Raw genomic sequence first — 24,091 nt, 5'->3', positions numbered from 1 at the left:
GGTCTGACCAATGCCCCGCGTCTACGTCTCCACCGTCGTCAATGCGCGCAACGACCGCGTCTGGGCGCGCGTGCGTGATTTCAACGGCCTGCCGAACTGGCACCCCGCGATCGCGGAGAGCCGCATCGAGGGTGGTGAGCCCTCCGACAAGATCGGCTGTGTCAGGGATTTTCGCCTGCGCAACGGCGACCGCATCCGCGAGAAGCTGCTCGGCCTCTCCGACTACGACATGTTCTGCACCTACTCGATCCTGGAATCCCCGATGGGCGTCGAGAACTACGTCGCGACCTTGCGGCTGACGCCAGTCACCGACGGCGACCAGACCTTTATGGAATGGACCGCGGAATTCGACTGCGCGCCGGAGCGCGAGACCGAGCTGGTCGGCAATATCGGCGGCGGCGTGTTCCAGGGCGGGTTCGATGCCCTCAAGCGCGTGTTCGGAGGTTGATCCGTGCCGCATATCGTCAAGAGCACGATCCTGGATGCGCCGACCGATGCGGCGTGGGCCATGTTGCGCGATTTCAACGGGCATGATCGCTGGCATCCGGCAGTTGCGACCTCCTCGATCGAGCGCGCGCACGCTTCCGACAAGATCGGCTGCGTCAGGCGGTTCAAGTTGAAGGACGGCGCCGAGCTGCGCGAGCAATTGCTGGCGCTGTCCGACCTCGAACAAAGCTTCAGCTATTGCCTGCTCGATACGCCGATCCCGATGTTCAACTACGTCGCTCATGTCCGCCTGCTGCCGGTCACCGACGGCGATCGCACCTTCTGGCATTGGGAGTCGCGCTTCACGACGAAGCCCGAAGACCGCGACCGTATTACCCACATGGTCGCGGAAGACATTTATCAGGCCGGGTTCGAAGCAATCCGCCTGCATCTGAAGGAGGCCGCCTAGATGGCCGTGACAGTGAAGACTTTTGGCAGTGCCAGCGAGGCGGCCGGCGCGCTGTCCTCGGACCGCACCGCGCGTTATCTCGGCGGCGGCACGCTGGTGATGCGGGCGCTGAACGAAGGCGATGTGTCGATCTCGACCGTCGTCCGCGCCCAGGACCAGGCGCTGACCCGGATCGACGCCTCCGGCCCCCGCATCACGCTGGGCGCCGGCGTCACCTTCGCGCGCGTCCTTGCCGAACGCGACCTTGGCTTCCTCCACGCCCCTGCCCGTTCGATCGGTGGCCCCGCCGTGCGCAACATGGGGACTGTCGGCGGCAATCTCTTCGCCCCGGATCCTTATGGCGATTTCACCGTTGCGCTGCTGGCGCTCGATGCCACAGTGGCCGTGCAGGGCGGCTTCGGCTCGCGCGACATCCCGATCGAGGAGTTCTTGCAGGCGCGCGAGCGACAGGCCGGGACATTGGTCCTGTCGGTCTCCTGCACCCGGCCGGCAAGCAGTGAAGCATTCCGCTATCGCAAGATCGCCCGCATCAAGCCGAAAGGCGGTTCGGTCATCACGCTGGCCGCGCATCTGCCGATCAGCGGCGGCCGGATCGCAGGGGCCCGGATCGCGCTGGGCTCGATGGCACCGACACAGATCCGCGCCCGCGCCGCCGAGCGTGCGCTCGAGGGCCGCTCGCTGGATGCCGCGACCATCGCTGCCGCTGCGTCCGCCGCCACCGAGGGAACATCGCCATCCGACAACGCGCTCGGCAGCGCCTGGTATCGCCGCGAGATCGTCGGCGTCCATCTGCGCCGCCTGCTGTCCGGTCAGGAATAGATTGTCATGTCCAAGGTACCCCTGCAATTTCGTCACAACGGCCGCGACGTCGCGATCTTCGTCGACGGCGGCACCAATCTCCTGGTCGCGCTGCGCGAGCTGATCGGCGACATGACGCCGAAATTCGGCTGCGGCCAAGGCGGCTGCGGCACCTGCAGCGTGCTGATCGACGGCGAGCTTCACCTCTCCTGCCTGACGCTGGCGGAAACCGTGGCCGGCCGTTCGATCGAGACGCTCGACGGCATGAAGCAGGGCCCGAACCTGCATCCGCTCCAGCGCGCCTTCGCCGATCAATTTGCCGCCCAGTGCGGCTATTGCACGCCGGGCATGCTGATGGCCGCGAAAGCCCTGCTCGACCGCAACCCGTCGCCGAGCCGCGACGAGGTCATTGAAGCCATCTCCGGCAACATCTGCCGCTGCACCGGCTACGAGCCGATCATCAATGCCATCCTCGCCGCCGCCGGCGGCCGGGTCAGCGCCTAAGGGAGCGCGACTATGCTGGAACTGCGCAAGGACATCTTCGCCGACGAGCGCGACGACAATCTGAAGGAGATCGGCAAGGGCACCCAACGCCAGGACATGCTCGGCCATGTCACGGGCACATCCAGCTATTTCAACGACCACAAGCTGCAGGGCATGTTGCACCTGAAGGTCGTTCGCTCGACGCAGGCCCACGCCAGAATACGCCGCATCGACACCACCGAGGCCGAGCGCTCGGCCGGCGTACGCCGCATCATCCGCGGCGCCGACGTGCCGGTTAATCTCAACACGCTTCTGAGCCTGATCAATTTCGGCAAGGACGACGAGCCGTCGCTCGCGGTCGACAAGGTCCGCTACAAGGGTGAGCCGATCGTCGCGATCGTTGCCGACAGCGAGCGCGAGGCCTTTGAGGCGGTCGCCAAGGTCAAGGTCGACTACGAACCGCTGGCGGCGGTGTTCGACGTCGAGGACGCGCTCAAGCCCGGCGCACCCGTCGTCAACGAGACCTATCCCAAGAACACGTTCACCTATCACGAGACCTACGACCACCAAAGGCTGCGCTTCGGCGATGCCGACGCAGCGCTGGCGACCGCCGACCACGTGCTTGAACAGCGCTACCAGATGTCGCCGATCGAGCACGCCCCGACCGAGACCAACGGCGCGATCGCGGCGCCGGACACCAACGGCCGCTATGTGGTCTACACCTCGACGCAGGCGCTGTTCTTCTCGGTCGATACCTGCGCCAAGATCTTGGACGTGCCGTCCAACACCTTCCACTTCATCGGCGGCACGGTCGGCGGCGGCTTTGGCGGCAAGGTCGATACGCTGACCGAGCCGCTCGCCATCCTCGGCGCGATGTTGACCGGACGACCCGTCCGCTACGTGTTCGGGCGCGAGGAGGAGATGCAATACGGCCCGCCGCGCGGCGCCGAGCGTATCTACGTCAAGGACGGCGTGATGCGCGACGGCCGCGTCGTCGCTCGCAAGATCCGATGCTATTTTGACAGCGGCGCCTATACGCGGCTGTCGAGCTACGCCGCCGTGAAATGCGCCGCGCATCTGCCGGGCCCCTACACCATCCCCAACGTCTATGGCGACGTCTATTGCGTCTTCACCAACCGCACGCCGGCGACCGCCATGCGTGGTTTCGGCGTCACCGCGATGGACTTTGCCATCGAGTGCCAGATGGACAAGCTGGCGCACCTCGTCAACATGGACCCGATGGAATTCCGAATCCTGAACGCCTATCGCGACGGCGACATGAAGGCGCACCGGCGCGCGGCGAAAAACACAGCTCTGATCGAATGCGTGCAGGTCGCGGCCGAGAAGGCCAAGTGGCCGCTTCGTGAGGAGTTCAAGCGCGCATCCTCGCGCAAGGACGGCGGCGGCAGCCGCGCCGTCATCCCACCGACCCCGGCGGATTCTTCGCGCGCACGGCCCACCGCTCCGGCCCAGCAGCGCACCAGCTACGACCGGCTCCCGCCCACCGTCACCCGCGAACCGCCGCGCGAGCCGCCACCGCCCACTCCGCCACCACCCTCGCCGCGGCCCGCGGCACCCGCGCATGGCGCGACCCGTTTCTCCTCGGTCTTCGGCAGGAGGCGCTAGATGACCCGGCATCGCGGACGCGGCATCGCGTCGATCAACTATCCCATCGGCATGAATCTCGGCGGCGACCCCAGCCAGGCACTGGTGCACTCCAACCCGAGCGGCAAGTTCACGGTGGCGCTGTCGTCGATCGACCTCGGCCAGGGCATGAAGTCGGTGACGCGGCAGATCTGCGCGGAGACGCTGGGCGTGCCGGTCGAGGACGTCTATGTCGACACCGCGGATTCCGACACCGGCCCGCATTGCATGGGCTCGTTCGCCTCGCGCGGAACGCATCGCGTCGGCAACGCGGTGATGGCGGCGGCCCGTGAGGCGCGCGGCGTCATGATGGAAGCCGCCGCCGAAGAACTCGAGGTCAACGCCGCCGATCTCGATACCGACGGACGCGGCAACATTCACGTCAAGGGCGCGCCGCACCGCTCGATCTCGACCAAGGATGTCGCGATTGCCGCGCAGTTCAAGCAGGGCAAGACCATCTCCGGCCGCGGCATCTTCCTGGTGCCTCTCTCGGAAGTGAATCCGGAGACCGGCGAGATGTCGCCTGCGACCTGCTACGCCCATGCCTGCCTCGTCGCCGAGGTCGATGTCGACGACGAGACTGGCGAGGTCGCGATGGTGCGGATGGACTCGGCCTATGAGCTCGGCCGCGCACTCAATCCGCGTCTCGTCGAGCAACAGCTCGTCGGCGGCGCCTGGATGGGCGTCAGCCACGCGCTCTACGAAACGCCGGAGCCATATTATCCCGAACCCGTGCATGGCCCGCGCGACTTCGTCGAATATCTGATGCCCGGCCCCGGCGATATCTGCCCACATGACATTGCTGTGCTGGAGCGCCCTGCGCCCGACGGTCCGTTCGGCGCCAAGGGCCCCGGCGAGATGTGCGCGAACCCGGTGCTGCCGGCGGTCGCCAACGCGATCTTCAACGCGGTCGGCGTGCGCATCGATGACCTGCCGATCACTCCGGAGAAGGTGCTGCGCGCGATCAAGGCCCAGGGCGGCGCGCGGCCGCAGGCGCGGCGCTAGAGGTTTAGGTTCATGGCGGTCCGCAGCAACATCGTCGGCATCGACAGCCCGGAGGCGCTGGAGAGGGCGCTGCGCGCGGCCTATTACCTTGCAGACGAGGGTCTCGCGACCGCCGCCTATCTCGGCCTTGCGCTCGGCAAACCGCTGCTGCTTGAGGGCGCCCCGGGTGTCGGCAAGACGGAAGCGGCAAAGGCCATCGCCGCAGTGCTCGGTCGTCGCCTGATCCGCCTCCAATGCTACGAGGGCATCGACGCCTCTGCGGCCCTCTACGAGTGGAACTATCCGCGCCAGATGCTTGCGATCCGCCAGGCCGGCGACGAGAGCATCGACATCTATGGCGAGACCTTCCTGATCGAGCGGCCGATGCTGGCGACCCTGCGTGCGCCGGACTCGACCGTGCTGCTCATCGACGAAATCGACCGCGCTGACCAGGAATTCGAGGCTTTCCTGCTCGAATTCCTGTCCGACTTCCAGATCTCGATCCCCGAGCGCGGCACGGTGCGTGCCGCCGAGCGCCCCGTCGTCGTGCTGACGTCGAACCGCACGCGCGATTTGCACGAGGCCTTACGCCGTCGCTGCGTCTACCACTGGATCGACTATCCCACCGAAGAGCGCGAAGCGCGCATCATCATGCTGCGGGCCTCCAGCGTTGCGGAGGCGACCGCACGCGCCGTTGTCGCGGCCGTCGGCAGGCTCCGTCGCGAACCGCTGAGCAAGGCGCCCGGCATCGCCGAGGCCGTCGACTGGGCTGAGGCCGCAACGCTCTTGCACAAGGGCGGCGCGCGCTGGCCCGACGCGTTCAAGCGCTCGATCGGCGTGGCACTCAAGGACGAGGAGGATCTGCACTTCATCTCGCCCCGACTGGACGCCATGCTCGCGGAGGCGACCGCATGAGCACCGAACACCAGCTTCCGCGCGCCGCGCGCATCTTCGTCTCCTTCGTTGCGCTCTTGCGCGCCAACAGCTTTGCCGTCGCCCCGGAGCAGACCACTGCGTTCCTGACCGCGATCGAGCTGCTCGGCCCGCGCGACCTCGGGGACATCAGGCAGGCCGCACTGGCCACCCTCGCTCCGCCGCCCGAACGCCGCGCGACCTTCGACCGGCTGTTCGATCTCCACTTCCGCGGCAACGAGGCGATCGAACACGCCGACGACGGCGAGGACGACGAGACCGTCCGGCTGCAAGAGGAAGGCCGCGGCGACGAGGAACCCCTGCTTTCCGACGACGCCAATGAATCCGGCCTGACCGCCGCCCGCACCGAGGCATTGGTCGAACGCCGCTTTGCGCAGCTTTCCACGACAGATGCACTTCGTCGCCTGTCGCGGGAGGCTCCCCGGCGCCTGCCGCGGCGGCGCGGCCATCGCCGCATGCGGGCTCGCCGCGGGCCGTTTGCCGATCTCCGCCGCACTTTGCGCGACTCTGTCCGAAGCGATGGCGAGATCCTGCGGCTCGGCCGCATGAAGCGGCGCCAGCGCCCGCGAAAATTCCTGCTGCTGATCGACGTCTCCGGCTCGATGAAGAGCCGCACTGAAGACAACATGAAACTCGCCCATACGCTGGTGCAGGCGGCGCCGAACGTCGAGGTATTCACCTTCGGCACGCGGCTAACCCGGGTTACGCGTGCGTTGCGGCTGAAGCGCCGCGAGCAAGCGCTGAATGCAGCCGCGCATCTCGTCAGCGACTGGGACGGCGGCACCCGCATCGGCGACGCGCTGCAGGCTTTCCTGGCTGTCCCCCGCTTCGGCGGGTACGCCCGCGGGGCGGCGGTGGTCGTCGTCTCCGACGGACTGGAACGCGGCGAGCCGGACGCGCTGCGCGACGCGGTTGCAAAGCTGTCGCGGCGGGCCTGGCGCGTCAGCTGGCTAACGCCGCTCGCGGCGGGCCCGGGCTTTCGCCCGCAGACCGAAGCGCTCATCGCCATCGAGCGCTTCGTCGACGATCTTGTCGACGGCGGATCGAGCGCGCCGATCGTCGCGCATGTACTGGCACTGGGACGAAGGAGAGTTGCGTGAGCGAGATTGTCGACAGCCATCATCATATCTGGCGGCAGGCCGACCTGCCCTGGCTGGTCGGCCCGATGCAGCCGCGCATCTTCGGACCCTACGAGGCCATTCGGCGCGATTATCCGCTTCCCGAATATCTCGACGACCTCAGGGGTGCCGGCGTCACCCGCTCGGTCTACGTCCAGACCAACTGGGCCAACGACCATTTCGAGGACGAAGCCGCCTGGGTGCAGCAGACTGCCGACGAGCACGGTTGGCCGCACGCTATCGTCGCCTACGCCAATTTCGCCGAGGACGACGTCCGCCCGCAGCTCGACCGCCTGAAGCGCTATCCGCTGGTGCGTGGCGCACGCATGCAGCTGCACTGGCACGAGAACCCGCTCTATCGCTTCGCCGCAAAGCCCGATCTCTGCATCGATCCGACGGTCCGCCGCAACGTCGCGCGGCTCGCCGATTACGGCTGGAGTTTTGATCTCCAGGTCTTCACACCGCAGATGCCGGATGCGGCGCAGCTTGCGGAGTCCTGTCCCAAGGTGACTTTCATCCTTCAGCACGCCGGCATGCTCGAAGACCCTTCGCCGGCGGGCCGCGCGGCCTGGCGCGCCGGGATGGCCCGGCTCGCGACGTGCCCGAACGTGGTCTCGAAACTATCCGGGCTCGGCACGTTCGTCCATCGCAACGATCCCGCGCATATCGCTGCCGTGGTCACAGATACTGTCGCAATCTTCGGCGCCGAGCGTTGCCTGTTCGGCTCCAATTTTCCGATCGAGAAATTGTGGACCAGCTATCGCGAGCTCGTCGACGCGTTTCGGACTGCGGCGGCGCCGCTGAGCGCGGAGCAACGGGATGCGATCTTCGGAGGCACGGCAACGCGCGTCTATCGGCTTGACAGATAAAAATGGAACACAGGGAGGGAAACGAATGGCGCTGGAGATCAAGATCCTGGACTACGGCGATATCGAGCTGGAATCGAGCTTCCTGGTGCTCGGCCGCGACTGCGGCCGCACCCGCCGTGTCCTCACGCTGGGCTTTTTGATCCTCGGCGGCAAATATCCGGTCGTGGTCGATACCGGTTATCGCTCCAACCAGATCATGGAGACGCTGGGCATGCGCGGCTTGCAGTACCACGAACACATGATCGAGAACCAGCTCGCCCGCCACGGCGTGCGCATGGGCGATGTCCGCTTCGTCTGCCATACCCATCTGCACATCGACCATGCCGGCAAGGACGATCTGTTCCCGATGAACACGACCGTCGTCCTCAACCGCAAGGAGCTGGAATATTCCGTCTCCGGCCTGATGCATCCGCAGTACCCGGCGCCTGACATCAAGCACCTGATCGACCGCCTGCACACCAAGAGCGCGCTGCGCTTCCTCGACCTCGAAATCACCGGCCCGATCGAGCTGATGCCCGGCGTCTATTGCGACGCCGCCGGCGCCCACACCGAGGGCTCGATGAACATCATCGTCGAGACCGCCGACGGCATCGCCACCATCTGCGGCGACGTGATCTACGATTTCAACGACCAGATCGTCACGCCCTTCAACGAGATCCACGACTGGGAGCCACGTACCACCGGCAACCATGGCACCAGCAAGCGCGCCGAGAAGGCCGCGATCAAGAAACTTCTCAGCAACTCGCGCTATCTGCTCCCGGTGCACGATCGCCCCGCCAAGATCGAAGGCGGCAACGTCGTGGGCCGGCTCCACGATCAGGTCCCGGGCCCGATCGTGCAGTCCCTGCCCGCGCGCAACTGGTTCCCGGCCTGACATGATCTTGAGGACCGACCGATGACACACGTCACCTTGCGCTCCGAATTCGAAACCCTGATCGATCCTTACGCACCCGTTGCACAGGTCGGCACAGGCTTTGACTTCACGGAAGGGCCGATCTGGCATCCGGTCGATCACTACCTGCTGTTCTCGGACATGCCAGGCGACGTGCGCCGGCGCTGGGATGCGCGGCGCGGTGTCGCCGAGGTCAAGCGTCCGTCAAACAAGTGCAACGGCATGACCTATGACGCCGAGCTCAATCTGATCGTCTGCGAGCACGCGACCTCGTCGTTGATCCGCGAGCGGCCGGACGGACGGCGCGAAGTGCTCGCCTCGCATTTTGGCGGGCAGGAACTCAACAGCCCGAACGACGTTTGCGTGCACTCGTCCGGCGCGATCTACTTCTCGGATCCCTGGTATGGCCGCATGCCGGTCTATGGCGTGGAGCGGCCGCGCCAGCTCGGCTTTCAGGGCGTCTATCGCGTCGTGCCCGGCAGCGAGCCCAAGCTGGTGGTCGATCGAACCCTGTTCGATCAGCCGAACGGACTGTGCTTCTCGCCCGACGAGAAACTGCTTTATGTCAACGACACCGTGCAGGCGCTGATCCGCGTGTTCGACGTCAATGCCGACGGCATACTATCGAACGCGCGCGTGTTCGCAAGCGGCATCCGGTCCGAGTTGGAGCCGGGCCTGCCCGACGGCATGAAGTGCGACCAGCACGGTAACGTCTGGGTCACCGCGCCGGGCGGCGTCTGGGTCTATTCGCCGCGCGGCGAGCTGCTCGGAAAGGTCCGCGTGCCCGAGCTCGTCGCCAATCTCGCCTGGGGCGGACCGGATTTCCGCACGCTGTACCTGACTTCGACGCATTCGGTCTACGCCATCCCGACCAAAGCCGGACCGCGCCATGAACCCTATATGAGTGGCAGACGCAGTGGCGGCGGCGCCACGAGCGCCGGCCCCGCCGCTGCGGCGCCGATCCTCGCCGACGGCGAGTTGCACCTCGATCCAAACCGCTGCGCCATGATCATCCAGGATCTCCAGAACGACGTCATCATGGATGGCGGCGCCTTCGCTGACTCCGGTGCGCCCGGGCACGCGAAGCAGCAGCATGTCGTCGAGAACGTTCGCCGCCTGGCGGAAACGGCTCGCGCGCGCGGCGTCACCATCATCCATGTCTGGTTCGTGGTCGAGCCCGGTGCGCCCGGCGTGACGCTGAACGCGCCGCTGTTCGAGGGTCTCGTCGACAGCAAGGCGATGGTACGCGGCAGCTGGGGGGCCGCACCGGTTTCCGGCCTCGAGCCGCGCCCGGGCGACTTCGTGGTCGAGAAGATGCGGATGAGCGCCTGGGAAGGCACGCGGTTGGAGACGATCCTCAAGGCCACCGGCCGCGACATGATCATCAACACCGGTGCCTGGACCAACATGTCGGTCGAGCACACCGCGCGCACCGGCGCCGACAAGGGCTATTTCATGATCGTGCCGGAAGACTGTTGCTCGACCATGAATGCCGACTGGCACTCGGCCTCGATCAACTTTGCCATGCAGAACGTTGCGGTGGTCACGCGCGCGGACGCCGTCATCAGAGCGCTGGGATGAGTTGTGGCAAAGCTTTTGCACCTCTCCTGCTCCCCGCGCGCCGATTCCGAGTCGAGCGTCGGCGCACGACTCTTCCTTGACGGCTTTCGCCAGGCTCGCCCCGACTGGGACATCGACGTCGTCGATCTCTGGCACGAGCGCATGCCGGAATTTGCCGGCCCCATCGTCGAGGCCAAATATGCGCGGTTGAACGCGCAAGCCTTCAACGACGCGCAGCGGGACAGCTTTGCGGAGGCCGAGCGGATGGCACTGCGCTTCTCGCTGGCGGAGCGCGTGCTGATCTCGACGCCGATGTGGAATTTCGGCATCCCCTACAAGCTGAAGCAGTGGTTCGACATCGTCATCCAGCCCGGCCTGACGTTCCGCTTCGATCCGGCGCACGGCTATTTACCGCTCCTGAAAGACCGTCCGACCATCGTCATCCTGGCCTCCGGCAGCGACTTTGCCACCGGCATGAACCGCGGCCGCATCGACATGGCGACGCCCTATTTGCGCGAGGCGCTTCGTTTCATCGGCGTCAGCGACGTGCGCTTCGTGCCGATCGGCCCAACGGCAGGCCCAAGTGAGCCGATCCGCGCCGCCCGCGACACCGCCCACCGCCGCCTAGCCGAGATGGCGAAGCGGTTCTGAGTTGCGCTCTTGTCACCTTTACAGCGACTTCAGCCCGATTGACTTGATCACGGGAGCAAGGCTTGCCGTGGTGGCGTCGACAATTCGCTGAAACTTGTCCGGGCTGGAATCGCTGTCCGGCTCCATGCCTTGCGCGCGATACGCTGCCTGGAGCGCAGGATCGGCCATAGCCGTCCGGGTCGCCTGCGCGATGCGGTCGATGATCGCATCGTCTGTCATCTTATGCGCGAACAGGCCGAACCATCCCTCATAGCTGAGATCCGGCATGCCCGATTCCATGGCGGTCGGAATATCAGGCGCGCCGCTCAATCGCTTCTCGGGTGTGACCGCGAGCAGCTTTATCTTGCCCGCCTGACTCAATTGCAGCAATTGAACCGACATGACGCCAATAATGAGAGATATCTGGCCGGCGACGAGGTCGTTGGTGGCCTGCGCGATCCCCCGATAGGGAACGTGCACGATATCCAGCCCGCCCGCCTGCTGCTTGAACATCTCGCCGACCAGGTGATTTCCGGTGCCGATGCCGGGCGTCCCGTAAGACATCGTACCGGGTTTGGTCTCGGCGTAAGCGATAAGCTCTTTCAAATTTGCGGCCGGCACGGACGGATGGGTGGCAAAAACCAGCGCACTGCTGATCAAGCGATAGATCGCCCGGAAGTCGCCGACAGAATAGGAGGGATTGGCCGTCGTCAGCGGAATGATGACCTGCGTGCTGCCATTTCCCAGAAGCAGCGAATAGCCATCAGGCGCCTCGCGCGCGACGGCGGTCGTCCCGATCGCGCCACCTGCACCGCCGATGTTCTCGACGAACGTCGGACCAAGCTGCGATGACATCCTCTCCACCCAGGGACGTCCGATCTCATCGCCTGAGCCGCCGGCCCCATAGGGGATCACGAGCCGAATGGGACGCGATGGATAGCCCGCAGCGCTTCCGCTGCGTGGAAATCCGGCGACGGTCGCCGCAAATGCAGCTGCATTGACGAATCGTCGCCGCGAAAGGGAGGGCATGTCCAATTCCGAAGATGGGCAGCTCGTGATCAGTGGCGGGACCGGCTCCCAAAACTCCATTCGCAGCACGATGCGGCCATCGTCAATGGCGCGCGGTTGGCGAGGCGACGGGCCTGGCCAGCAAAACGGAGGTCTGCCCCGTTTTGCGGCATGCGCCCCTTGCGCAAGATCGACAGCTCCCCGGACAGCGCCATTTTCAGGCGCAGCCTTAAGTCATTCATCGGAAAGCGATATTTTCGCTGTGACATGTCGGTCAAAGCAGCCGCGATCGGATCATTGGCCACCACCCTCTGTTTTCGTCCAGTTTACTGTACGCTTCGTTCTGGTAGACAATGTCAAACATTTTTGACTCCCTGCCGAGGGGGCTATGGTGCGTGCCAGACGATAACAACCATGACTCGGCCATTTCTTTTGGGCCATTCCGACTGTTTCCGAAGTCGCGCCTCCTGGAGAGGGACGGCGCGCATCTTCACGTCGGAGGCCGCGCGCTCGACATCCTGATCTTCCTGGCCGAGCGGCCCGGCGAAGTCGTCGACAAGCGCGAGCTGGTCAAACGCGTCTGGGCCGACGTGAATGTGGACGACGGCAGCCTCCGCTTCCACATCGCAGCGCTGCGCAAGGCCCTCGGCGACACCGGCAAATCGGCCCGCTATGTCGTCAACGTCCCGGGGCGTGGCTATTGCTTCGTCGCATCACTCGCCCAAATTGCTCCTGCACTTCCTGCTCCCCCGGCTGATGTCCCCCTCCCCCGTTCGCTTCCCACGCCGCTCGCCCGGGTGATCGGGCGCGACGACGTCATCGAAAAGATTTCGGCGGGGCTGGCGCTGCATCGTTTCGTCACCGTGGTCGGCCCCGGCGGTATCGGCAAGACCGCAGTGGCCGTGACCGTGGGCCATCGCAGGCTGGCCCATTTCGATGGCAACGTCTTCTTCGTCGACTTCGGACCGGTGCGAAAGCCCGAACTCGCGGCCGTCACCATCGCATCGACGCTCGGGCTGTCCATCAATGCGGAGGATCCGGTCCCGGCGCTATTGACCCATCTCCAGGCGAAGCCGACGCTGCTGATCTTCGACAGTTGCGAGCACGTGCTGGAGACCCTCGCGCCGCTGGTCGAACGCCTGGTTCGCGAGGCACCGCGACTGCATGTGCTCGCCACCAGCCGCGAATCCTTTCGCAGCGAAGGCGAACGGATCTTTCGGCTGTTTCCGCTGGACTGCCCGCCCCGGCGCGATGACCTCGCCGTGGCCGACATCCTCGCCTATCCCGCAGCCCAGCTCTTCGTCGAACGTATCGCGCAGAGTTCCGGACCATTTCAGCTCAGCGCGGAAGAAGCACCGCTGGTGGCGGACATCTGCCGCCGCCTTGACGGCATCGCGCTTGCGATCGAGCTCGCGGCGGGGCGCGTCAATGCCTATGGCATCGCCGGCACGGCGTCCCTGCTCGACAGCCGGTTTTCGCTGCAATGGCGCGGGCGGCGCACCGCCATTCCGCGACACCAGACGCTCAGCGCAGCGCTCGACTGGAGCTACGACCTTCTTCCCGCATCCGAGAGCGCGATCTTGCGGAGATTGTCGGTGTTCGTCGGCCCGTTCACGCCCGAGGCGGCTGCCGCCGTCGCGTCGGGCGATGGGCTCAGTACGTCGGCGACCATGGAGGCGATCGACAATCTCGTCACGAAATCGCTGATCGCACCGTCCGGTGCGCGAACACTGCGTTATCGCCTGCTGGATACCACGCGCACCTACGCGCTCGGCAAGCTCAACGAGGCCGGCGAAGCCAAGCGGATCGCACAGCGGCACGCCGAATATTTTCGTGACCTGTTCGAGCGCGCTGAAGCCGAGACCTCCGCGCCGCTGTTGGACTGGCTTGGCGTCTACGGCGCGGAGCTGGACAATCTGCGCGCCGCGCTGGATTGGGCCTTTTCGGCCGACGGCGACGCCCAGCTCGGCATCGCGCTGACGGCGGTGGCGGTCACGCTCTGGATCCGCCTTTCGCTATTCTCGGAGTGTCGCGAGCGCGCCAGAACGGCACTGGCCGCGCTCGGAGACCACGGTGACGAGCGGGTGCGCATGCAGCTCCTGGCAGCGCTCGGTTGGTCGCTGATGTATGGCGAAGGACGCGCGCGCGAGGCCCGCCCGATCCTCGAGGCCACCCTCGAACTGGCTGACAAGCTCGACGACAAGGATTTCCGGCTGCGGGCGCTCTGGGGCCTGTGCATCGACCAGTTCAACAACGGCGCATTCGGCAAGGCGCGCGTGCTGGCCGATCGTTTCGCCGAGGCCGCTTCGAGTTCACCCGACAAGACCGATCTCATGCTGGCCGACCGGTTGACCGCCGTGGCGCTGCACTATCTCGGCGACCAGAACGGAGCCCGGATTCGCATCGACCGGGTGAACGCCTCCCTGCACGTGCTGGCCGAGAAACCGAAGATCTTTCCGCTCGATGTCAGGCTATCGACGCAGTATTTCCGTGCCCGCATCCTGTGGCTCCAGGGTCATGCGGATCAGGCCCTGGCACTCGCCGAGCAAAATATCCATGAAGGCCGCGCCAATGGCCACGCGCTGACCTTTTGCAGCGTGCTCGGACAGGCCGCCTGCCCGATCGCCTTTCTGGCCGGGGACTACGATGCCGCCGAGCGCTACGGCACCGAGTTGCTCGAGCATACCGATCGCCACGCCATCCGGCTCTGGGGTCTGTGGGCACGCGCTTTCAACGCCCTGGTCATCGCCAAACGCACGGACGTCGAGACGGGCTTGCCGCTGCTACGCGACGAGCTCAATCGCGCCGGCGATGCACGCTTCCTGCCGCGCTTTCTTCCCCTGCTCGGCGAGCTCGCGGCCTGTTTCGGACAGGCCAACCAGATCCACAACGGCTTCGACACGATCGAGCACGCATTGGCGCGTTGCAACGACAGGCAGGAACGCTGGTATCTGCCGGAGCTGCTCCGCATCAAGGGCGAGCTGATGCTGAAAGAGTCGCCCCAATCGGAGGCCGCTGACACCTGCTTTTACGAGGCCATGGATCTGGCCGCGCAGCAGGGCGCGGACTTCTGGCAGCTGCGATGCGCGATCAGCATCGCGCAGGTCAGGCTTGGACGGGACCAGCGCACAGACGCACTTGCTGTTCTGGAGAAGGCCTGCGCCACGATGACCGAAGGATCCGGTATCGCCGATATGCGCATCGCCCGTGATCTCATCGCGCAACTGCAGACCTGATCCGGGCGTCGACGACCTTCGCGGCGTTCAGCCCAATCCTTCGACGATCCGGACGTCCCGCTCACAAGCATTGCCGAGCGCCTTGAGCGCCTCCTGATAAGCAGGGCTGTCGTGTGCCGCCACGGCGAGTTCGAGGCTGTCGAACTCGGTCACCGTGGCGCGCTGCGCGATGCCCTGCTCATAGACCTTAGCGGCGATACCGCGGGCGAGAAAACGACCACCATGGCCGGTGATCGCAGGCCCCGCGAGCTTTGCGTAGGCGGCAAGCGCCTCTGGATCGGAGATCGAGCGATAGAAGGTGATCCAGTATCCCTTGGCCATCGCTAGCCTCCTGCAGCAACCGCGCGCCGCGGCAGCTTCCAGTCGGGCCGGATGAAATGGCAGGTGTAGCCGTCAGGATAGCGTTCGAGATAATCCTGATGCTCGGGCTCGGCCTCCCAGAATTCGCCGGCAGGGGCGACTTCCGTCACGACCTTGCCTGGCCACAGCCCCGATGCTTCGACGTCGGCAATGGTGTCTTCGGCGACGTGCTTCTGCTCGTCCGACGTGTAGAAAATCGCCGAGCGGTAGCTCGTGCCCAGATCGTTGCCCTGACGGTTGAGCGTGGTGGGATCGTGGATCTGGAAGAAGAACTCCAGCATGGTCCGGAAGCTGGTCTTCGCCGGATCGAACACGATCTCGATCGCTTCGGCATGGCCTTCGTGATTGCGATAGGTGGCGTTCTTCACCCGACCGCCGGTGTAGCCGACCCGCGTCGAGATCACACCGGGCTGCCTGCGGATGAGATCCTGCATGCCCCAGAAGCAGCCTCCGGCCAAAACTGCGCGCTCTGTCGTCATTTGATGCTCCATCTCGTCAATTTGGATGATCTCATCTTACTGCGTGACCGCGTGCAAGCGAGGGTCATCATGATCATCGTGATACTCGAGGCCAAGCGGTCCGACCGCCGACACCTGCGTGATGTATTCGCCGGACTTCGCCCAATGAAAATGCCAGGTCTCGCCGGGCAGGACAATCACGCTGCCCGGAGGATAGGCTTTCACCTGATCGCCATCGAAGGTCTCGCCGAGGCCGATGTAGAAGACGCCCGACATGACCGTATAGATGCGGTCCTCCGGATGCTTGTGCGGCATCAGCTTGGTGCCGCCGGGCACCCTCACCCGGACCACATAGGGGCCGGGCTCGGTGGGATGACCGACCATGACGGCCAACCGCGCCCCAGGCGGAAACGCTGGAAACGGTTTCCAGTCGATATCCTCAGGCAAGATTGCCCGGAACCTGTCTTCATCTGGCTGATGTTGGCGCGGCATGGTCGTCTCCTCGATCCAGCTTAAATCAATTTGGCGTCGAGCGTGATCGTCGCGTTCAGCACTTTCGACACCGGACAGTTCTTCTCGGCCTCGCCGGCGATCTTGGCAAAACCGGCGTCGTCTAGGTTCGGCACCTTGGCGCGCAAGGTCAGCGCCGACTTGCTGATCTTGAATCCCTTCCCTTCGGGATCGAGGGTGACCGCGGCCTCGGTGGCGAGCTCGGTCGGCGTGAAGCCGGCGAGTTGAAGACCGAAGGCCAGCGCCATCGTGAAGCAGCCCGCGTGGGCCGCTGCGATCAATTCCTCGGGATTGGTGCCTTTCTCGTTCTCGAAGCGCGTCTTGAACGAGTATGGCGTGTCGGCGAGCACGCCGGATTCGCTCGATAGATGGCCGGTGCCATCGCGGCCGGTGCCCTGCCATACTGCTTTTGCCTTGCGGATCATCTCTTTTCTCCTTGTTTGTTTGTAGTCGTTTGGCGGCGGTGGAAGGCTATCCCGGCACACCCGCCGTGTCGCCTTCCAACCAGTCGAGCGCCGCAGCGGTTCCGTCAAATGCCGATCTGTCCGACGTGGAAGCCCAACCGGTTTTCGACATCGCCCGCGCGGTGGAAACCGCGCGCCATGAGCGCCTTGATCCTGGTCTGACTCGCAGGACGACCAAGGGATCCTATGAACGCGTCCCACTCCGGCTTGATTTCTTCGTCCGGCGGCAGGCTCGCGACATCGACCAGACGCTTTGTCTCAGCAATCGCGTCCTTGTCGAAAGTGGCGATGCGCATGGCGAGCGCCTCGACGAAGCCGTCGAGTTCCGCATCCGGCATCGACCGGTTCACGTAGCCGTAGCGTTCGGCGAGATCGCCGTGGATGTCGTCGGCGCTGAGTAGCACTTCGAGCGCACGGCCACGGCCCATCAGGCGCGGCAGCCGCGCCATCGGACCGCCGCCGGGCACCAGGCCTGCGCCGACCTCCCATTGCGACAGGATCGCCTTCTCACGGCTTGCAAAGCGCATGTCGCTTGCGAGCGCGAGTTCACTGCCGACACCGGTCGCGCGGCCCCGGATCGAGGCAATCGACACCGCCGGTGCCCGGCTCAGGCGCACCAGCATGTCGGGCAACGCCTGCAGCCCGGTGGGCCCCGGCGGAATGCCAAGAGAATCCTCCACCGGCGCGAGGAAATCGTAATGCGTGATGAAGAAGCCTTTGACGGCGCTGTCGAACACCACGACCTTCACCTGCGGATCGGTTTCGATTGTCGTGATGATATCGTTGAGCAGCGGCAGGTGCTTCGGGCCAAAGATGTTCACCGGCGGCATGTCGAAGGTCACACGCCAGTATGTCGGTAGGCGCCGCTCCAGCCTGATGTCTTCCGTCGTGAAGGTGCGTTCGGGGCGATTCATGGTTTGCACTCCTGATGTGGTCTTGAAGGATGGGACGCGCGCGAAGGGCACGCGTCCCATTCAGCTCAGATCGACTGGCGCAGCGGCCGGAACGCAGTACGCATTTCGGCGCTGAACGACGCGGGCTGCTCCCAGGCTGCGAAGTGGCCGCCCTTGTCGAGGCGATTGTAGTGGATCAGCTTGGGATAGGCTTTCTCGGCCCAGCTGCGCGGCGCAGCGTAGATCTCGTCCGGGAAGACACTGACGGCGACCGGGATCTTCAAATGCTTGGGCGCGAAGAACACCAGCTTGTTCTCCCAATACAGACGCGCCGAGGACACCGCTGTGTTGGTGAGCCAGTAGAGCGTGATGTTGTCGATGACATCGTCCCGCGACAGCCCTTCGGTCTTGCCATCGAAGACCCGCGCGATCATCGCGGCGCTGCGTGCGTCGTGATCGAGCATCCAGGACGCCAGGCCTGCCGGCGAATCCACGAGGCCATAAAGCGTCTGCGGCCGGTTCGACATTTCGATCGCGTAGCCCAGACCGTGCTTGTAGAAGTCGTCGAGCTGATCGTAGGCATAATTCTCGTCCGCCGAGAGGCCGGATGGCTTCGATCCGCCGGGCTGAAGCGCCTTGGCGATATCGTCGGGAACGGTCGCCGGCATGTTGGTGTGGATGCCGAGCAACTCCGGCGGCGCCAGCAGCGCCATCTGCTCGGCGACCGCATTGCCCCAATCGCCGCCCTGGGCAACGTAGCGATTGTAGCCGAGCCGCTTCATCAGCACGACCCAGGCGCGTGCCACACGCTGCGGATCCCAGCCGAGCTCGGTCGGCTTGCCGGAGAAGCCATGACCGGGCAGTGAGGGGATCACGAGGTCGAAGGCGTCTGCGGCCTTGGCGCCGTGCGCGGTCGGATCCGTCAGCGGGCCGACGATCTTCATCTGCTCGATGATCGAGCCCGGCCAGCCATGGGTGACGATCATCGGCAAGGCATTCTCGTGCCTGGAACGCACGTGAATGAAGTGAATGTCGACGCCGTCGATCTCGGTGACGAATTGCGGCAGCGCGTTCAGCCGCGCCTCCATCTTGCGCCAGTCATAGTCGGACTGCCAGTAGCGAACCAGCTGCTGGACGGTCGTGAGCTGCACGCCTTGCGACTGGTCGGCGACGATCTCGCGATCCGGCCAGCGTGTCGCTGCGAGACGACGGCGCAGATCAAGCAGATCTTCCTCAGGCACGTTGACGTGGAAGGGACGGACTGCGGCGCTTACAGCGGCCTTCGCCGGATGCAACGGAAAGAGGCTCGCCGTGCCTGCGGCAACAGCCATCATTGCGGCCTGGCCCAGCAGTTGACGGCGATCTGGGTTCATCATGTCGGCTCGTGTCTGCGTCGTCATTTTGGATCTCCCTCGCTTTGGTCTGTGACGTTGACCGAAATTCGAAATCGACAGATCGGTTCGTCCTGAAAATAGATTGGCTCAGACACCGGCCATTAGCTCGTTATGGATTGTTAGGCTGCGTTAGCCGTTGCGAGTCGTCGTGACACAGAGCAGGAATGTGATGAGCGATGATTTTCGGGGCGCAAATGCATCACGGCGCGCGATGAGCTATCGCGCGCGGTGTCAAGATTGACTCAAGCGTCCACGCTCGCGAGTCAGGTCGGCAGCGGCTGGCCGGCCTGCTCGCGCACGATGTAGTCGGCGTACCAGTCCTGCCAATTTTCATCGTGCACGCCGGTTCGTTTCTCGTGTTCACCATGCGCCGCGGCCGCGCGGCGCAGCGCGCGCGCAAGTTCGCTTGACGAGGTGAACGTCGTGTCGTTCGCCTCGATCCGGCCGGGAAGCCGCGTCGTAATTTCCTGGAATAACCACCCATTGCCGTCGGGATCTCTGAAGGAGGCAAATGAACTGTAGCTGCCGCGTTTTGGATCGGCGCCGTTGAGCCGGACACTGCCGAACAGATACGGCTCGTCCACCCCGGCATGAACGTCGCCGCCACCGTGGAAGGGTTCGCTGATCCTGACGCCACGCGCGAGCAGATCCTGTCGTGCTGCTTCGAGGTCGGAGACGATCAGATAAAGGCCTTGCGCCGAACCGGGCGCCGCGGGCGTGACGTTCTTGCCAAAAATCACGGAACAGGCCGAGCCTGGCGGCGTAAACTGGATGACGCGCCAGCCATCACCGGAGGCGAAATCTGCGTCCAGTCTCCAGCCCAGATTCGCATAGAAAGCTTTCGCGCGATCCACATCGGAAACCGGGATCACAACGACCTCGAGCTTGAGACCGACTGCGCGCGACTTCGCTGGCTTGGCGCCGGCTGGAGGATTGATCTCGGTGGTGGTCATGTCGAACTCCCTGGTTTGAGGTGCAGGCTCGCGACCGAGACCCGCTTCTGACACCACGACTTTCGCGCGGACTGGGGAATAATGCTCGTTATGGGATGTTATGGCCCGTTAGCGATTGCGAGCGCGGCCGCTTCCTCAGGCGACCGCGACTGGCATTGCTATTGTCACGCGTGTACCGCCCTGCCCGGCCTCGCCCTGCATCCGGGCACTGATGCTGCGCGCCAAGCCTTCCAGGATCCGGCTGCCGGCGCCCTGAAGCGGCCCGGTCGCGCCGACACCATTGTCAGTCACTGTGCAGAGCCAGTTGCCCTCGTGGTTCGCCACCTCGATGCGGATCAGCGCGCCCTTCTTGTTCGGAAACGCATGCTTTGCCGCATTCGTGACCAGCTCCGTCAGCATCAGGGCAAGCCGGTGGCACTGCCATGCCGGTAGCGTGCCGCTCTCGATCGAAGCCTCGCAACGGACGCCCGCCGGTTCCAGCACTGCCTCGGAGAGCGCTCCGCAGAGGCCTCCGAAGAAGGCCTCGACGGAGATCATCGCAAGATTGTCATTGTCGGACAAAAGTTGATAGAGCCTGCCGAAGGCGACGATGCGCCGCTCCAGCCGGTCCACCGCAACCGACATGTCCCTGGTCCCGGCCCGTGTGAAGTCGCGGCGGACTGACGCACCCAGGAGCGTCAGGGTGTTCTTCATACGATGGTGCGACTCGCGCAACACGAGTTCCCAGTCACGCGAGACATCGTCCAGATTGGCGACAAAGTGAGATCGAACGCCCCTGTCTTTCGTTCGAGAGCTGATTCCGGGCATGATAGCCTCCCCCGTTGGAAATAGGCCTAACTCGAAAGCTATACTGATGCAGACCCGCGGCTCACGCTCGTTAGACGTTGCAAGATTCTGTTATGACCGGAAGGCGCGTAATACTTGCATGACGCGACCGATGCATCAGTTCTGAAGCCCGCTGCCGAACGTTCAAGCTTTCCGCATAAGCCGTTCGCGTTTAAGCAAAATTCGTTGCGTTTCGCCCTTGCTCTTTCGACCCGATCTCGTGCTCGTTGCTCGATTTCGCCGCTTTCGGTCGATTTACTCAGGGTCGCGTTCTGATAGACCAAGACAGACAGCAGCACTTTCCTTTCGCTGGAATCATGGCGCGTGCCGGACACTAACGACCAGGACTTTGCCATTTCCTTCGGGGCTTTTCGGCTGCTCCCCCGGTCGCGGTTGCTTGAGAAGGATGGCGTCCCGCTTCATCTTGGCGGCCGCGCGCTCGATATCCTCATTTTTCTCGCCGAGCGCGCCGGCGAGGTGGTGGACAAGCGGGAATTGGTCAAGCGGATCTGGGCCGACGTCAATGTCGACGAGGGTAGCCTGCGCTTTCACATCACGTCCCTGCGCAAGGCCCTGGGCGATACCGGCGAAGGCTCCCGTTATGTCGTCAACGTACCTGGCCGCGGCTATTGTTTCACGGCACCGCTGCTCCGCGCCGCGCCTGCGGAGAGCCGGCCAAGCACGACCGTCTCCTCGCTCCGGTCCCTACCCGCCCCGCTCGCAAAGATGATTGGCCGGGACGACGCCGTCGAGAAGATCGCGACTGAACTGTCCCTGCATCGGTTCGTCACCATCGTCGGACCCGGCGGCATCGGCAAGACCTCGGTTGCACTTGCCGTGGCGCATGGTCAGCTTGCGAGCTTCGAGGGCCAGGTCTGCTTCGTGGATTTTGGCGCGCTGACGGAGCCGCGGCTCGTTCCCGGCACAATTGCCGCGGCGCTTGGCCTGACCGTCAATTCCGACGACCCGATACCCGGGCTGCTGCAGTCACTGCGCAACCGCCGGACGCTGCTGGTCCTCGACAGCTGCGAGCACATCATCGACGAGCTCGCTCCGCTGGTGGAGCGCATGGTGCGGGAAGCCGAGGGGCAGCATGTTCTCGCCACCAGCCGCGAATCCTTTCGCACCGAGGGAGAACGGGTGTACCGGCTGTTTCCGCTGGATTGTCCGCCACAACGCGACGGGCTCAGCATGGCCGACATCCTTGCCTACCCGGCGAGCCAGCTTTTCGTCGAGCGAATTGCCGAAAGCCTGAGCGAATTCGAACTCAGTGAAGAGGATGCGCCGCTCGTCGCCGATATCTGCCGGCGCCTGGACGGCATTGCGCTTGCAATCGAGCTTGCCGCCGGACGGGTCAACGCCTACGGGATTGCCGGCACGGCCTCGCTGCTCGACAGCCGTTTCTTGCTGCTGTGGCGGGGACGCCGCACCGCTATACCCCGGCACCAGACGCTGAGCGCGGCGCTGAGCTGGAGCTACGACCTCCTGCCCCAGACCGAGAGCGCGACACTGCGCGGCCTGTCGGTCTTCGTCGGGCCCTTCACGCTGGAAGCTGCGCTCGCCGTCGCCGCAAGCCAGGGCATCGACGAGGCGGAGGCGGTCGAAGCGATCTCGAATCTGCTGTCGAAATCCCTGATTGCAACGTCGCCTGCAGAACGGCGACTGAGATACCGCCTGCTCGACACGACCCGCGCCTTTGCGGGCGACAAACTCACCGAAAGCGGGGAAGCGACCCGGGTGGCGCGCGCCCACGCTGAATATTTGCGCGACTTCCTGCACGACATCTCGATCAAGTCCAACGGCATGCACAGCGCGGGCGGCTTCCTGCCCTATGCCGACCATCTGCCGAATGTACGGGCCGCGCTGACCTGGAGCTTCTCGGAGCACGGCGATCGCGCGCTCGCCGTGGATCTTGCAGCTTCGGCCGCGCAGTTCTTCCTTGAGCTGACATTGCTGACGGAATGCCATAGCTGGACCCAGCAGGCGCTCGCCTCTGCCGACAATTTCGACAGTCGCAAGGAAATGACTTTGCAGGCGGCCCTCGGCGTCTCCGTGATGTTCACGCAAGGCAACACGGAAGGAGTCCGGTCGGCGTTCACGCGAAGCCTGCAACTGGCCGAGGCGCTCGACGACCTGCACTGGCAGCTCTGGCTGTTGCGCGGGCTGCACATCTACCTGACCCGTGTCGGAGATTTTCACGGCGCACTCGGCACCGGCGTACAGGCCGAAGGTGTCGCCAGGAAGCTGAACGACCCGACCAGCACGCTGAACGTCGAGTGGATGCTGGGTGTGGCGCATCATCTGATCGGCAACCAGAACAAGGCCGTCCAGTTCTGCGAGAGCGCGATGGTGCACAATCCGGGCTCGCAGCGGCTGAATATCGGCCATCTCGGCTATGACGACCGCATTGTCGCCTTGGTCGCCTTGGCGCGCGGGCTCTGGCTCAGCGGCCGGCCCGACCGTGCCATCGAGGCGGCGAGATACACGGTGCGCCAGGCCGAGCAGCTCGAGCAACCCCTGACGCTCGGCATTTCCCTGATCTGGACCATCTACGTGTTTCTGTGGGTCGGCGACTGGGCCAGCGCCGAAAGCCTGATCGAGCGGCTGATCGACCATTCCGCGCGGCACTTCCTCGGCCCCTATCACGCGGTCGGCATCGGCCAGAAGGGCGAGCTCCTGCTCCGCCGCGGGGACATCGCCGGCGGCATCGAGCATCTTCGCCGCAGCCAGGCGACCCTGTACGCGACGCGGCACCGGATCATGACGACGGTATTTGCAACGGCGCTCGCGGAGGGTCTGGCGGCCCAGAACGAGGCCGATGAGGCCTTGCGCACAATCGACGAAGCCATCGCCCAGATCGGCGATCACGGCGAATCCTTCGATATGCCGGAAATGCTCCGGGTCAAGGCGGACATCCTGGTCCAATCCGCCAGGGCGACGGAGGCCGAAGCGTACCTTCAGCAATCGCTTGCCTTGTCGCGCCGGCAACATGCGCGCGGCTGGGAGCTGCGGGGGGCGATGAGCCTGGCTCGCGTCTGGCAGCGGGCCGGACGAAAGCGCGATGCGCAGGCCCTGCTCGCTCCGCTGGTCGGGCAATATCAGGAAGGCCTGTCGAGCCGCGACCTCGTCGCCGCGAGGGGGCTCCTGAGCGCGCTGAATTAAGAGCATCTTCAACGTGATACCG

The 24,091-nt window shown here is 64.8% G+C and carries 24 protein-coding genes; 14 read left to right on the top strand and 10 right to left on the bottom strand.

Annotated features, from left to right (window positions below; all coding sequences use genetic code 11):
• Nucleotides 1-10 precede the first annotated feature (10 nt).
• Genes FXB40_RS16920 through FXB40_RS16865 form a run of 12 tightly spaced genes read left to right on the top strand, consistent with a single transcriptional unit; the run spans nt 11 to nt 10,827 of the window.
• On the top strand, nt 11-448 hold the full coding sequence (locus tag FXB40_RS16920; protein ID WP_008140518.1) for an SRPBCC family protein: 438 nt from the start codon (nt 11-13) through the stop codon (nt 446-448).
• A 3-nt stretch (nt 449-451) separates the two neighbouring features.
• Nucleotides 452-895 (top strand): SRPBCC family protein, encoded by a 444-nt coding sequence (locus FXB40_RS16915; RefSeq protein WP_148773318.1) that lies wholly within the window; start codon nt 452-454, stop codon nt 893-895.
• Nucleotides 896-1,714, top strand: a complete 819-nt coding sequence (locus tag FXB40_RS16910; RefSeq protein ID WP_148773317.1) for an FAD binding domain-containing protein — start codon at nt 896-898, stop codon at nt 1,712-1,714.
• Between the two features lie 6 nt (nt 1,715-1,720).
• Complete coding sequence (locus FXB40_RS16905; protein ID WP_148773316.1) at nt 1,721-2,197, top strand: (2Fe-2S)-binding protein; 477 nt, start codon at nt 1,721-1,723, stop codon at nt 2,195-2,197.
• 12 nt (nt 2,198-2,209) lie between these two features.
• Nucleotides 2,210-3,802 carry a xanthine dehydrogenase family protein molybdopterin-binding subunit gene (locus tag FXB40_RS16900; protein WP_148773315.1) on the top strand — a complete coding sequence of 531 codons (1,593 nt, stop codon included), beginning with the start codon at nt 2,210-2,212 and terminating at the stop codon, nt 3,800-3,802.
• Nucleotides 3,803-4,825, top strand: coding sequence for a xanthine dehydrogenase family protein molybdopterin-binding subunit (locus FXB40_RS16895; RefSeq protein WP_148773314.1), 1,023 nt, complete (start codon nt 3,803-3,805; stop codon nt 4,823-4,825).
• A gap of 12 nt (nt 4,826-4,837) precedes the next feature.
• Nucleotides 4,838-5,719: an AAA family ATPase gene (locus FXB40_RS16890; protein ID WP_148773313.1), complete on the top strand. Its 882-nt coding sequence runs from the start codon at nt 4,838-4,840 to the stop codon at nt 5,717-5,719.
• Entirely contained in the window at nt 5,716-6,837 is a 1,122-nt protein-coding gene (locus FXB40_RS16885) for a vWA domain-containing protein (protein WP_148773312.1), read from the top strand. Before FXB40_RS16890 ends, FXB40_RS16885 begins: the two co-directional genes overlap by 4 nt.
• The gene (locus FXB40_RS16880) at nt 6,834-7,724 is read left to right on the top strand and encodes an amidohydrolase family protein (protein ID WP_148773311.1); all 891 of its coding nucleotides are present in this window, start codon (nt 6,834-6,836) and stop codon (nt 7,722-7,724) included. Before FXB40_RS16885 ends, FXB40_RS16880 begins: the two co-directional genes overlap by 4 nt.
• A 25-nt stretch (nt 7,725-7,749) precedes the next feature.
• Nucleotides 7,750-8,598, top strand: a complete 849-nt coding sequence (locus FXB40_RS16875) for an N-acyl homoserine lactonase family protein (protein WP_148773310.1) — start codon at nt 7,750-7,752, stop codon at nt 8,596-8,598.
• A gap of 21 nt (nt 8,599-8,619) precedes the next feature.
• Nucleotides 8,620-10,197 carry an isochorismatase family protein gene (locus tag FXB40_RS16870; protein ID WP_148773309.1) on the top strand — a complete coding sequence of 526 codons (1,578 nt, stop codon included), beginning with the start codon at nt 8,620-8,622 and terminating at the stop codon, nt 10,195-10,197.
• Nucleotides 10,198-10,200: 3 nt separating this feature from the next.
• The gene (locus tag FXB40_RS16865; RefSeq protein WP_148773308.1) at nt 10,201-10,827 is read left to right on the top strand and encodes an FMN-dependent NADH-azoreductase; all 627 of its coding nucleotides are present in this window, start codon (nt 10,201-10,203) and stop codon (nt 10,825-10,827) included.
• Nucleotides 10,828-10,845: 18 nt separating this feature from the next.
• Here the strand turns inward: FXB40_RS16865 and FXB40_RS16860 are convergent, their stop codons facing one another.
• Nucleotides 10,846-11,835, bottom strand: coding sequence for a Bug family tripartite tricarboxylate transporter substrate binding protein (locus FXB40_RS16860; RefSeq protein WP_148773307.1), 990 nt, complete (start codon nt 11,833-11,835; stop codon nt 10,846-10,848).
• Nucleotides 11,836-11,864: 29 nt separating this feature from the next.
• Complete coding sequence (locus FXB40_RS16855; RefSeq protein ID WP_148773306.1) at nt 11,865-12,122, bottom strand: hypothetical protein; 258 nt, start codon at nt 12,120-12,122, stop codon at nt 11,865-11,867.
• Nucleotides 12,123-12,209: 87 nt separating this feature from the next.
• Between FXB40_RS16855 and FXB40_RS16850 the strand changes: the two genes are divergently transcribed.
• Nucleotides 12,210-15,050: an ATP-binding protein gene (locus tag FXB40_RS16850; RefSeq protein WP_246207655.1), complete on the top strand. Its 2,841-nt coding sequence runs from the start codon at nt 12,210-12,212 to the stop codon at nt 15,048-15,050.
• Between the two features lie 27 nt (nt 15,051-15,077).
• On the opposite strand, the gene FXB40_RS16845 is transcribed toward FXB40_RS16850, so the two are convergent.
• The 8 genes from FXB40_RS16845 to FXB40_RS16810 all read right to left on the bottom strand — a co-directional run bounded on the left by FXB40_RS16845 (nt 15,078) and on the right by FXB40_RS16810 (nt 20,889).
• A complete protein-coding gene (locus tag FXB40_RS16845; protein ID WP_148773304.1) occupies nt 15,078-15,371 on the bottom strand; it encodes a DUF1330 domain-containing protein in 294 nt (97 codons plus the stop codon).
• Nucleotides 15,372-15,373: 2 nt separating this feature from the next.
• Nucleotides 15,374-15,889 (bottom strand): peptide-methionine (S)-S-oxide reductase MsrA, encoded by a 516-nt coding sequence (gene msrA / locus FXB40_RS16840; RefSeq protein WP_148773303.1) that lies wholly within the window; start codon nt 15,887-15,889, stop codon nt 15,374-15,376.
• A gap of 36 nt (nt 15,890-15,925) precedes the next feature.
• The gene (locus FXB40_RS16835) at nt 15,926-16,360 is read right to left on the bottom strand and encodes a cupin domain-containing protein (protein WP_148773302.1); all 435 of its coding nucleotides are present in this window, start codon (nt 16,358-16,360) and stop codon (nt 15,926-15,928) included.
• A gap of 20 nt (nt 16,361-16,380) precedes the next feature.
• Nucleotides 16,381-16,803, bottom strand: a complete 423-nt coding sequence (locus tag FXB40_RS16830; RefSeq protein WP_148773301.1) for an OsmC family protein — start codon at nt 16,801-16,803, stop codon at nt 16,381-16,383.
• 104 nt (nt 16,804-16,907) lie between these two features.
• A complete protein-coding gene (locus FXB40_RS16825; RefSeq protein WP_187436931.1) occupies nt 16,908-17,756 on the bottom strand; it encodes an enoyl-CoA hydratase/isomerase family protein in 849 nt (282 codons plus the stop codon).
• A gap of 65 nt (nt 17,757-17,821) precedes the next feature.
• Nucleotides 17,822-19,135, bottom strand: a complete 1,314-nt coding sequence (locus FXB40_RS16820) for an epoxide hydrolase family protein (RefSeq protein WP_148773299.1) — start codon at nt 19,133-19,135, stop codon at nt 17,822-17,824.
• A 257-nt stretch (nt 19,136-19,392) separates the two neighbouring features.
• Entirely contained in the window at nt 19,393-20,082 is a 690-nt protein-coding gene (locus tag FXB40_RS16815) for a VOC family protein (protein ID WP_148773298.1), read from the bottom strand.
• Between the two features lie 135 nt (nt 20,083-20,217).
• A complete protein-coding gene (locus tag FXB40_RS16810) occupies nt 20,218-20,889 on the bottom strand; it encodes a sensor histidine kinase (RefSeq protein WP_148773297.1) in 672 nt (223 codons plus the stop codon).
• A gap of 342 nt (nt 20,890-21,231) precedes the next feature.
• Here FXB40_RS16810 and FXB40_RS16805 point away from each other — a divergent pair, with 342 nt between their 5' ends.
• Nucleotides 21,232-24,069, top strand: a complete 2,838-nt coding sequence (locus tag FXB40_RS16805; protein WP_148773296.1) for an ATP-binding protein — start codon at nt 21,232-21,234, stop codon at nt 24,067-24,069.
• Nucleotides 24,070-24,091 lie beyond the last annotated feature (22 nt).

It is taken from the genome of Bradyrhizobium rifense, assembly GCF_008123425.1.
Classification (GTDB): Bacteria; Pseudomonadota; Alphaproteobacteria; order Rhizobiales; family Xanthobacteraceae; genus Bradyrhizobium; species Bradyrhizobium rifense.
Note: the sequence above shows the minus strand (reverse complement) of the source record. Positions and strands in the feature narration are given on the sequence as shown.

Bases quoted from the DNA above. Each gene is read 5' to 3' on its own strand.
- FXB40_RS16860 (WP_148773307.1), bottom strand. From the start codon at position 11,835: ATGCCCTCCCTTTCGCGGCGACGATTCGTCAATGCAGCTGCATTTGCG.
- FXB40_RS16845 (WP_148773304.1), bottom strand. From the start codon at position 15,371: ATGGCCAAGGGATACTGGATCACCTTCTATCGCTCGATCTCCGATCCA.
- FXB40_RS16835 (WP_148773302.1), bottom strand. From the start codon at position 16,360: ATGCCGCGCCAACATCAGCCAGATGAAGACAGGTTCCGGGCAATCTTG.
- FXB40_RS16825 (WP_187436931.1), bottom strand. From the start codon at position 17,756: ATGAATCGCCCCGAACGCACCTTCACGACGGAAGACATCAGGCTGGAG.
- FXB40_RS16895 (WP_148773314.1), top strand. From the start codon at position 3,803: ATGACCCGGCATCGCGGACGCGGCATCGCGTCGATCAACTATCCCATC.
- FXB40_RS16900 (WP_148773315.1), top strand. From the start codon at position 2,210: ATGCTGGAACTGCGCAAGGACATCTTCGCCGACGAGCGCGACGACAAT.
- FXB40_RS16875 (WP_148773310.1), top strand. From the start codon at position 7,750: ATGGCGCTGGAGATCAAGATCCTGGACTACGGCGATATCGAGCTGGAA.
- msrA (WP_148773303.1), bottom strand. From the start codon at position 15,889: ATGACGACAGAGCGCGCAGTTTTGGCCGGAGGCTGCTTCTGGGGCATG.
- FXB40_RS16890 (WP_148773313.1), top strand. From the start codon at position 4,838: ATGGCGGTCCGCAGCAACATCGTCGGCATCGACAGCCCGGAGGCGCTG.
- FXB40_RS16810 (WP_148773297.1), bottom strand. From the start codon at position 20,889: ATGCCCGGAATCAGCTCTCGAACGAAAGACAGGGGCGTTCGATCTCAC.
- FXB40_RS16820 (WP_148773299.1), bottom strand. From the start codon at position 19,135: ATGACGACGCAGACACGAGCCGACATGATGAACCCAGATCGCCGTCAA.
- FXB40_RS16870 (WP_148773309.1), top strand. From the start codon at position 8,620: ATGACACACGTCACCTTGCGCTCCGAATTCGAAACCCTGATCGATCCT.
- FXB40_RS16830 (WP_148773301.1), bottom strand. From the start codon at position 16,803: ATGATCCGCAAGGCAAAAGCAGTATGGCAGGGCACCGGCCGCGATGGC.
- FXB40_RS16920 (WP_008140518.1), top strand. From the start codon at position 11: ATGCCCCGCGTCTACGTCTCCACCGTCGTCAATGCGCGCAACGACCGC.
- FXB40_RS16910 (WP_148773317.1), top strand. From the start codon at position 896: ATGGCCGTGACAGTGAAGACTTTTGGCAGTGCCAGCGAGGCGGCCGGC.
- FXB40_RS16815 (WP_148773298.1), bottom strand. From the start codon at position 20,082: ATGACCACCACCGAGATCAATCCTCCAGCCGGCGCCAAGCCAGCGAAG.
- FXB40_RS16905 (WP_148773316.1), top strand. From the start codon at position 1,721: ATGTCCAAGGTACCCCTGCAATTTCGTCACAACGGCCGCGACGTCGCG.
- FXB40_RS16885 (WP_148773312.1), top strand. From the start codon at position 5,716: ATGAGCACCGAACACCAGCTTCCGCGCGCCGCGCGCATCTTCGTCTCC.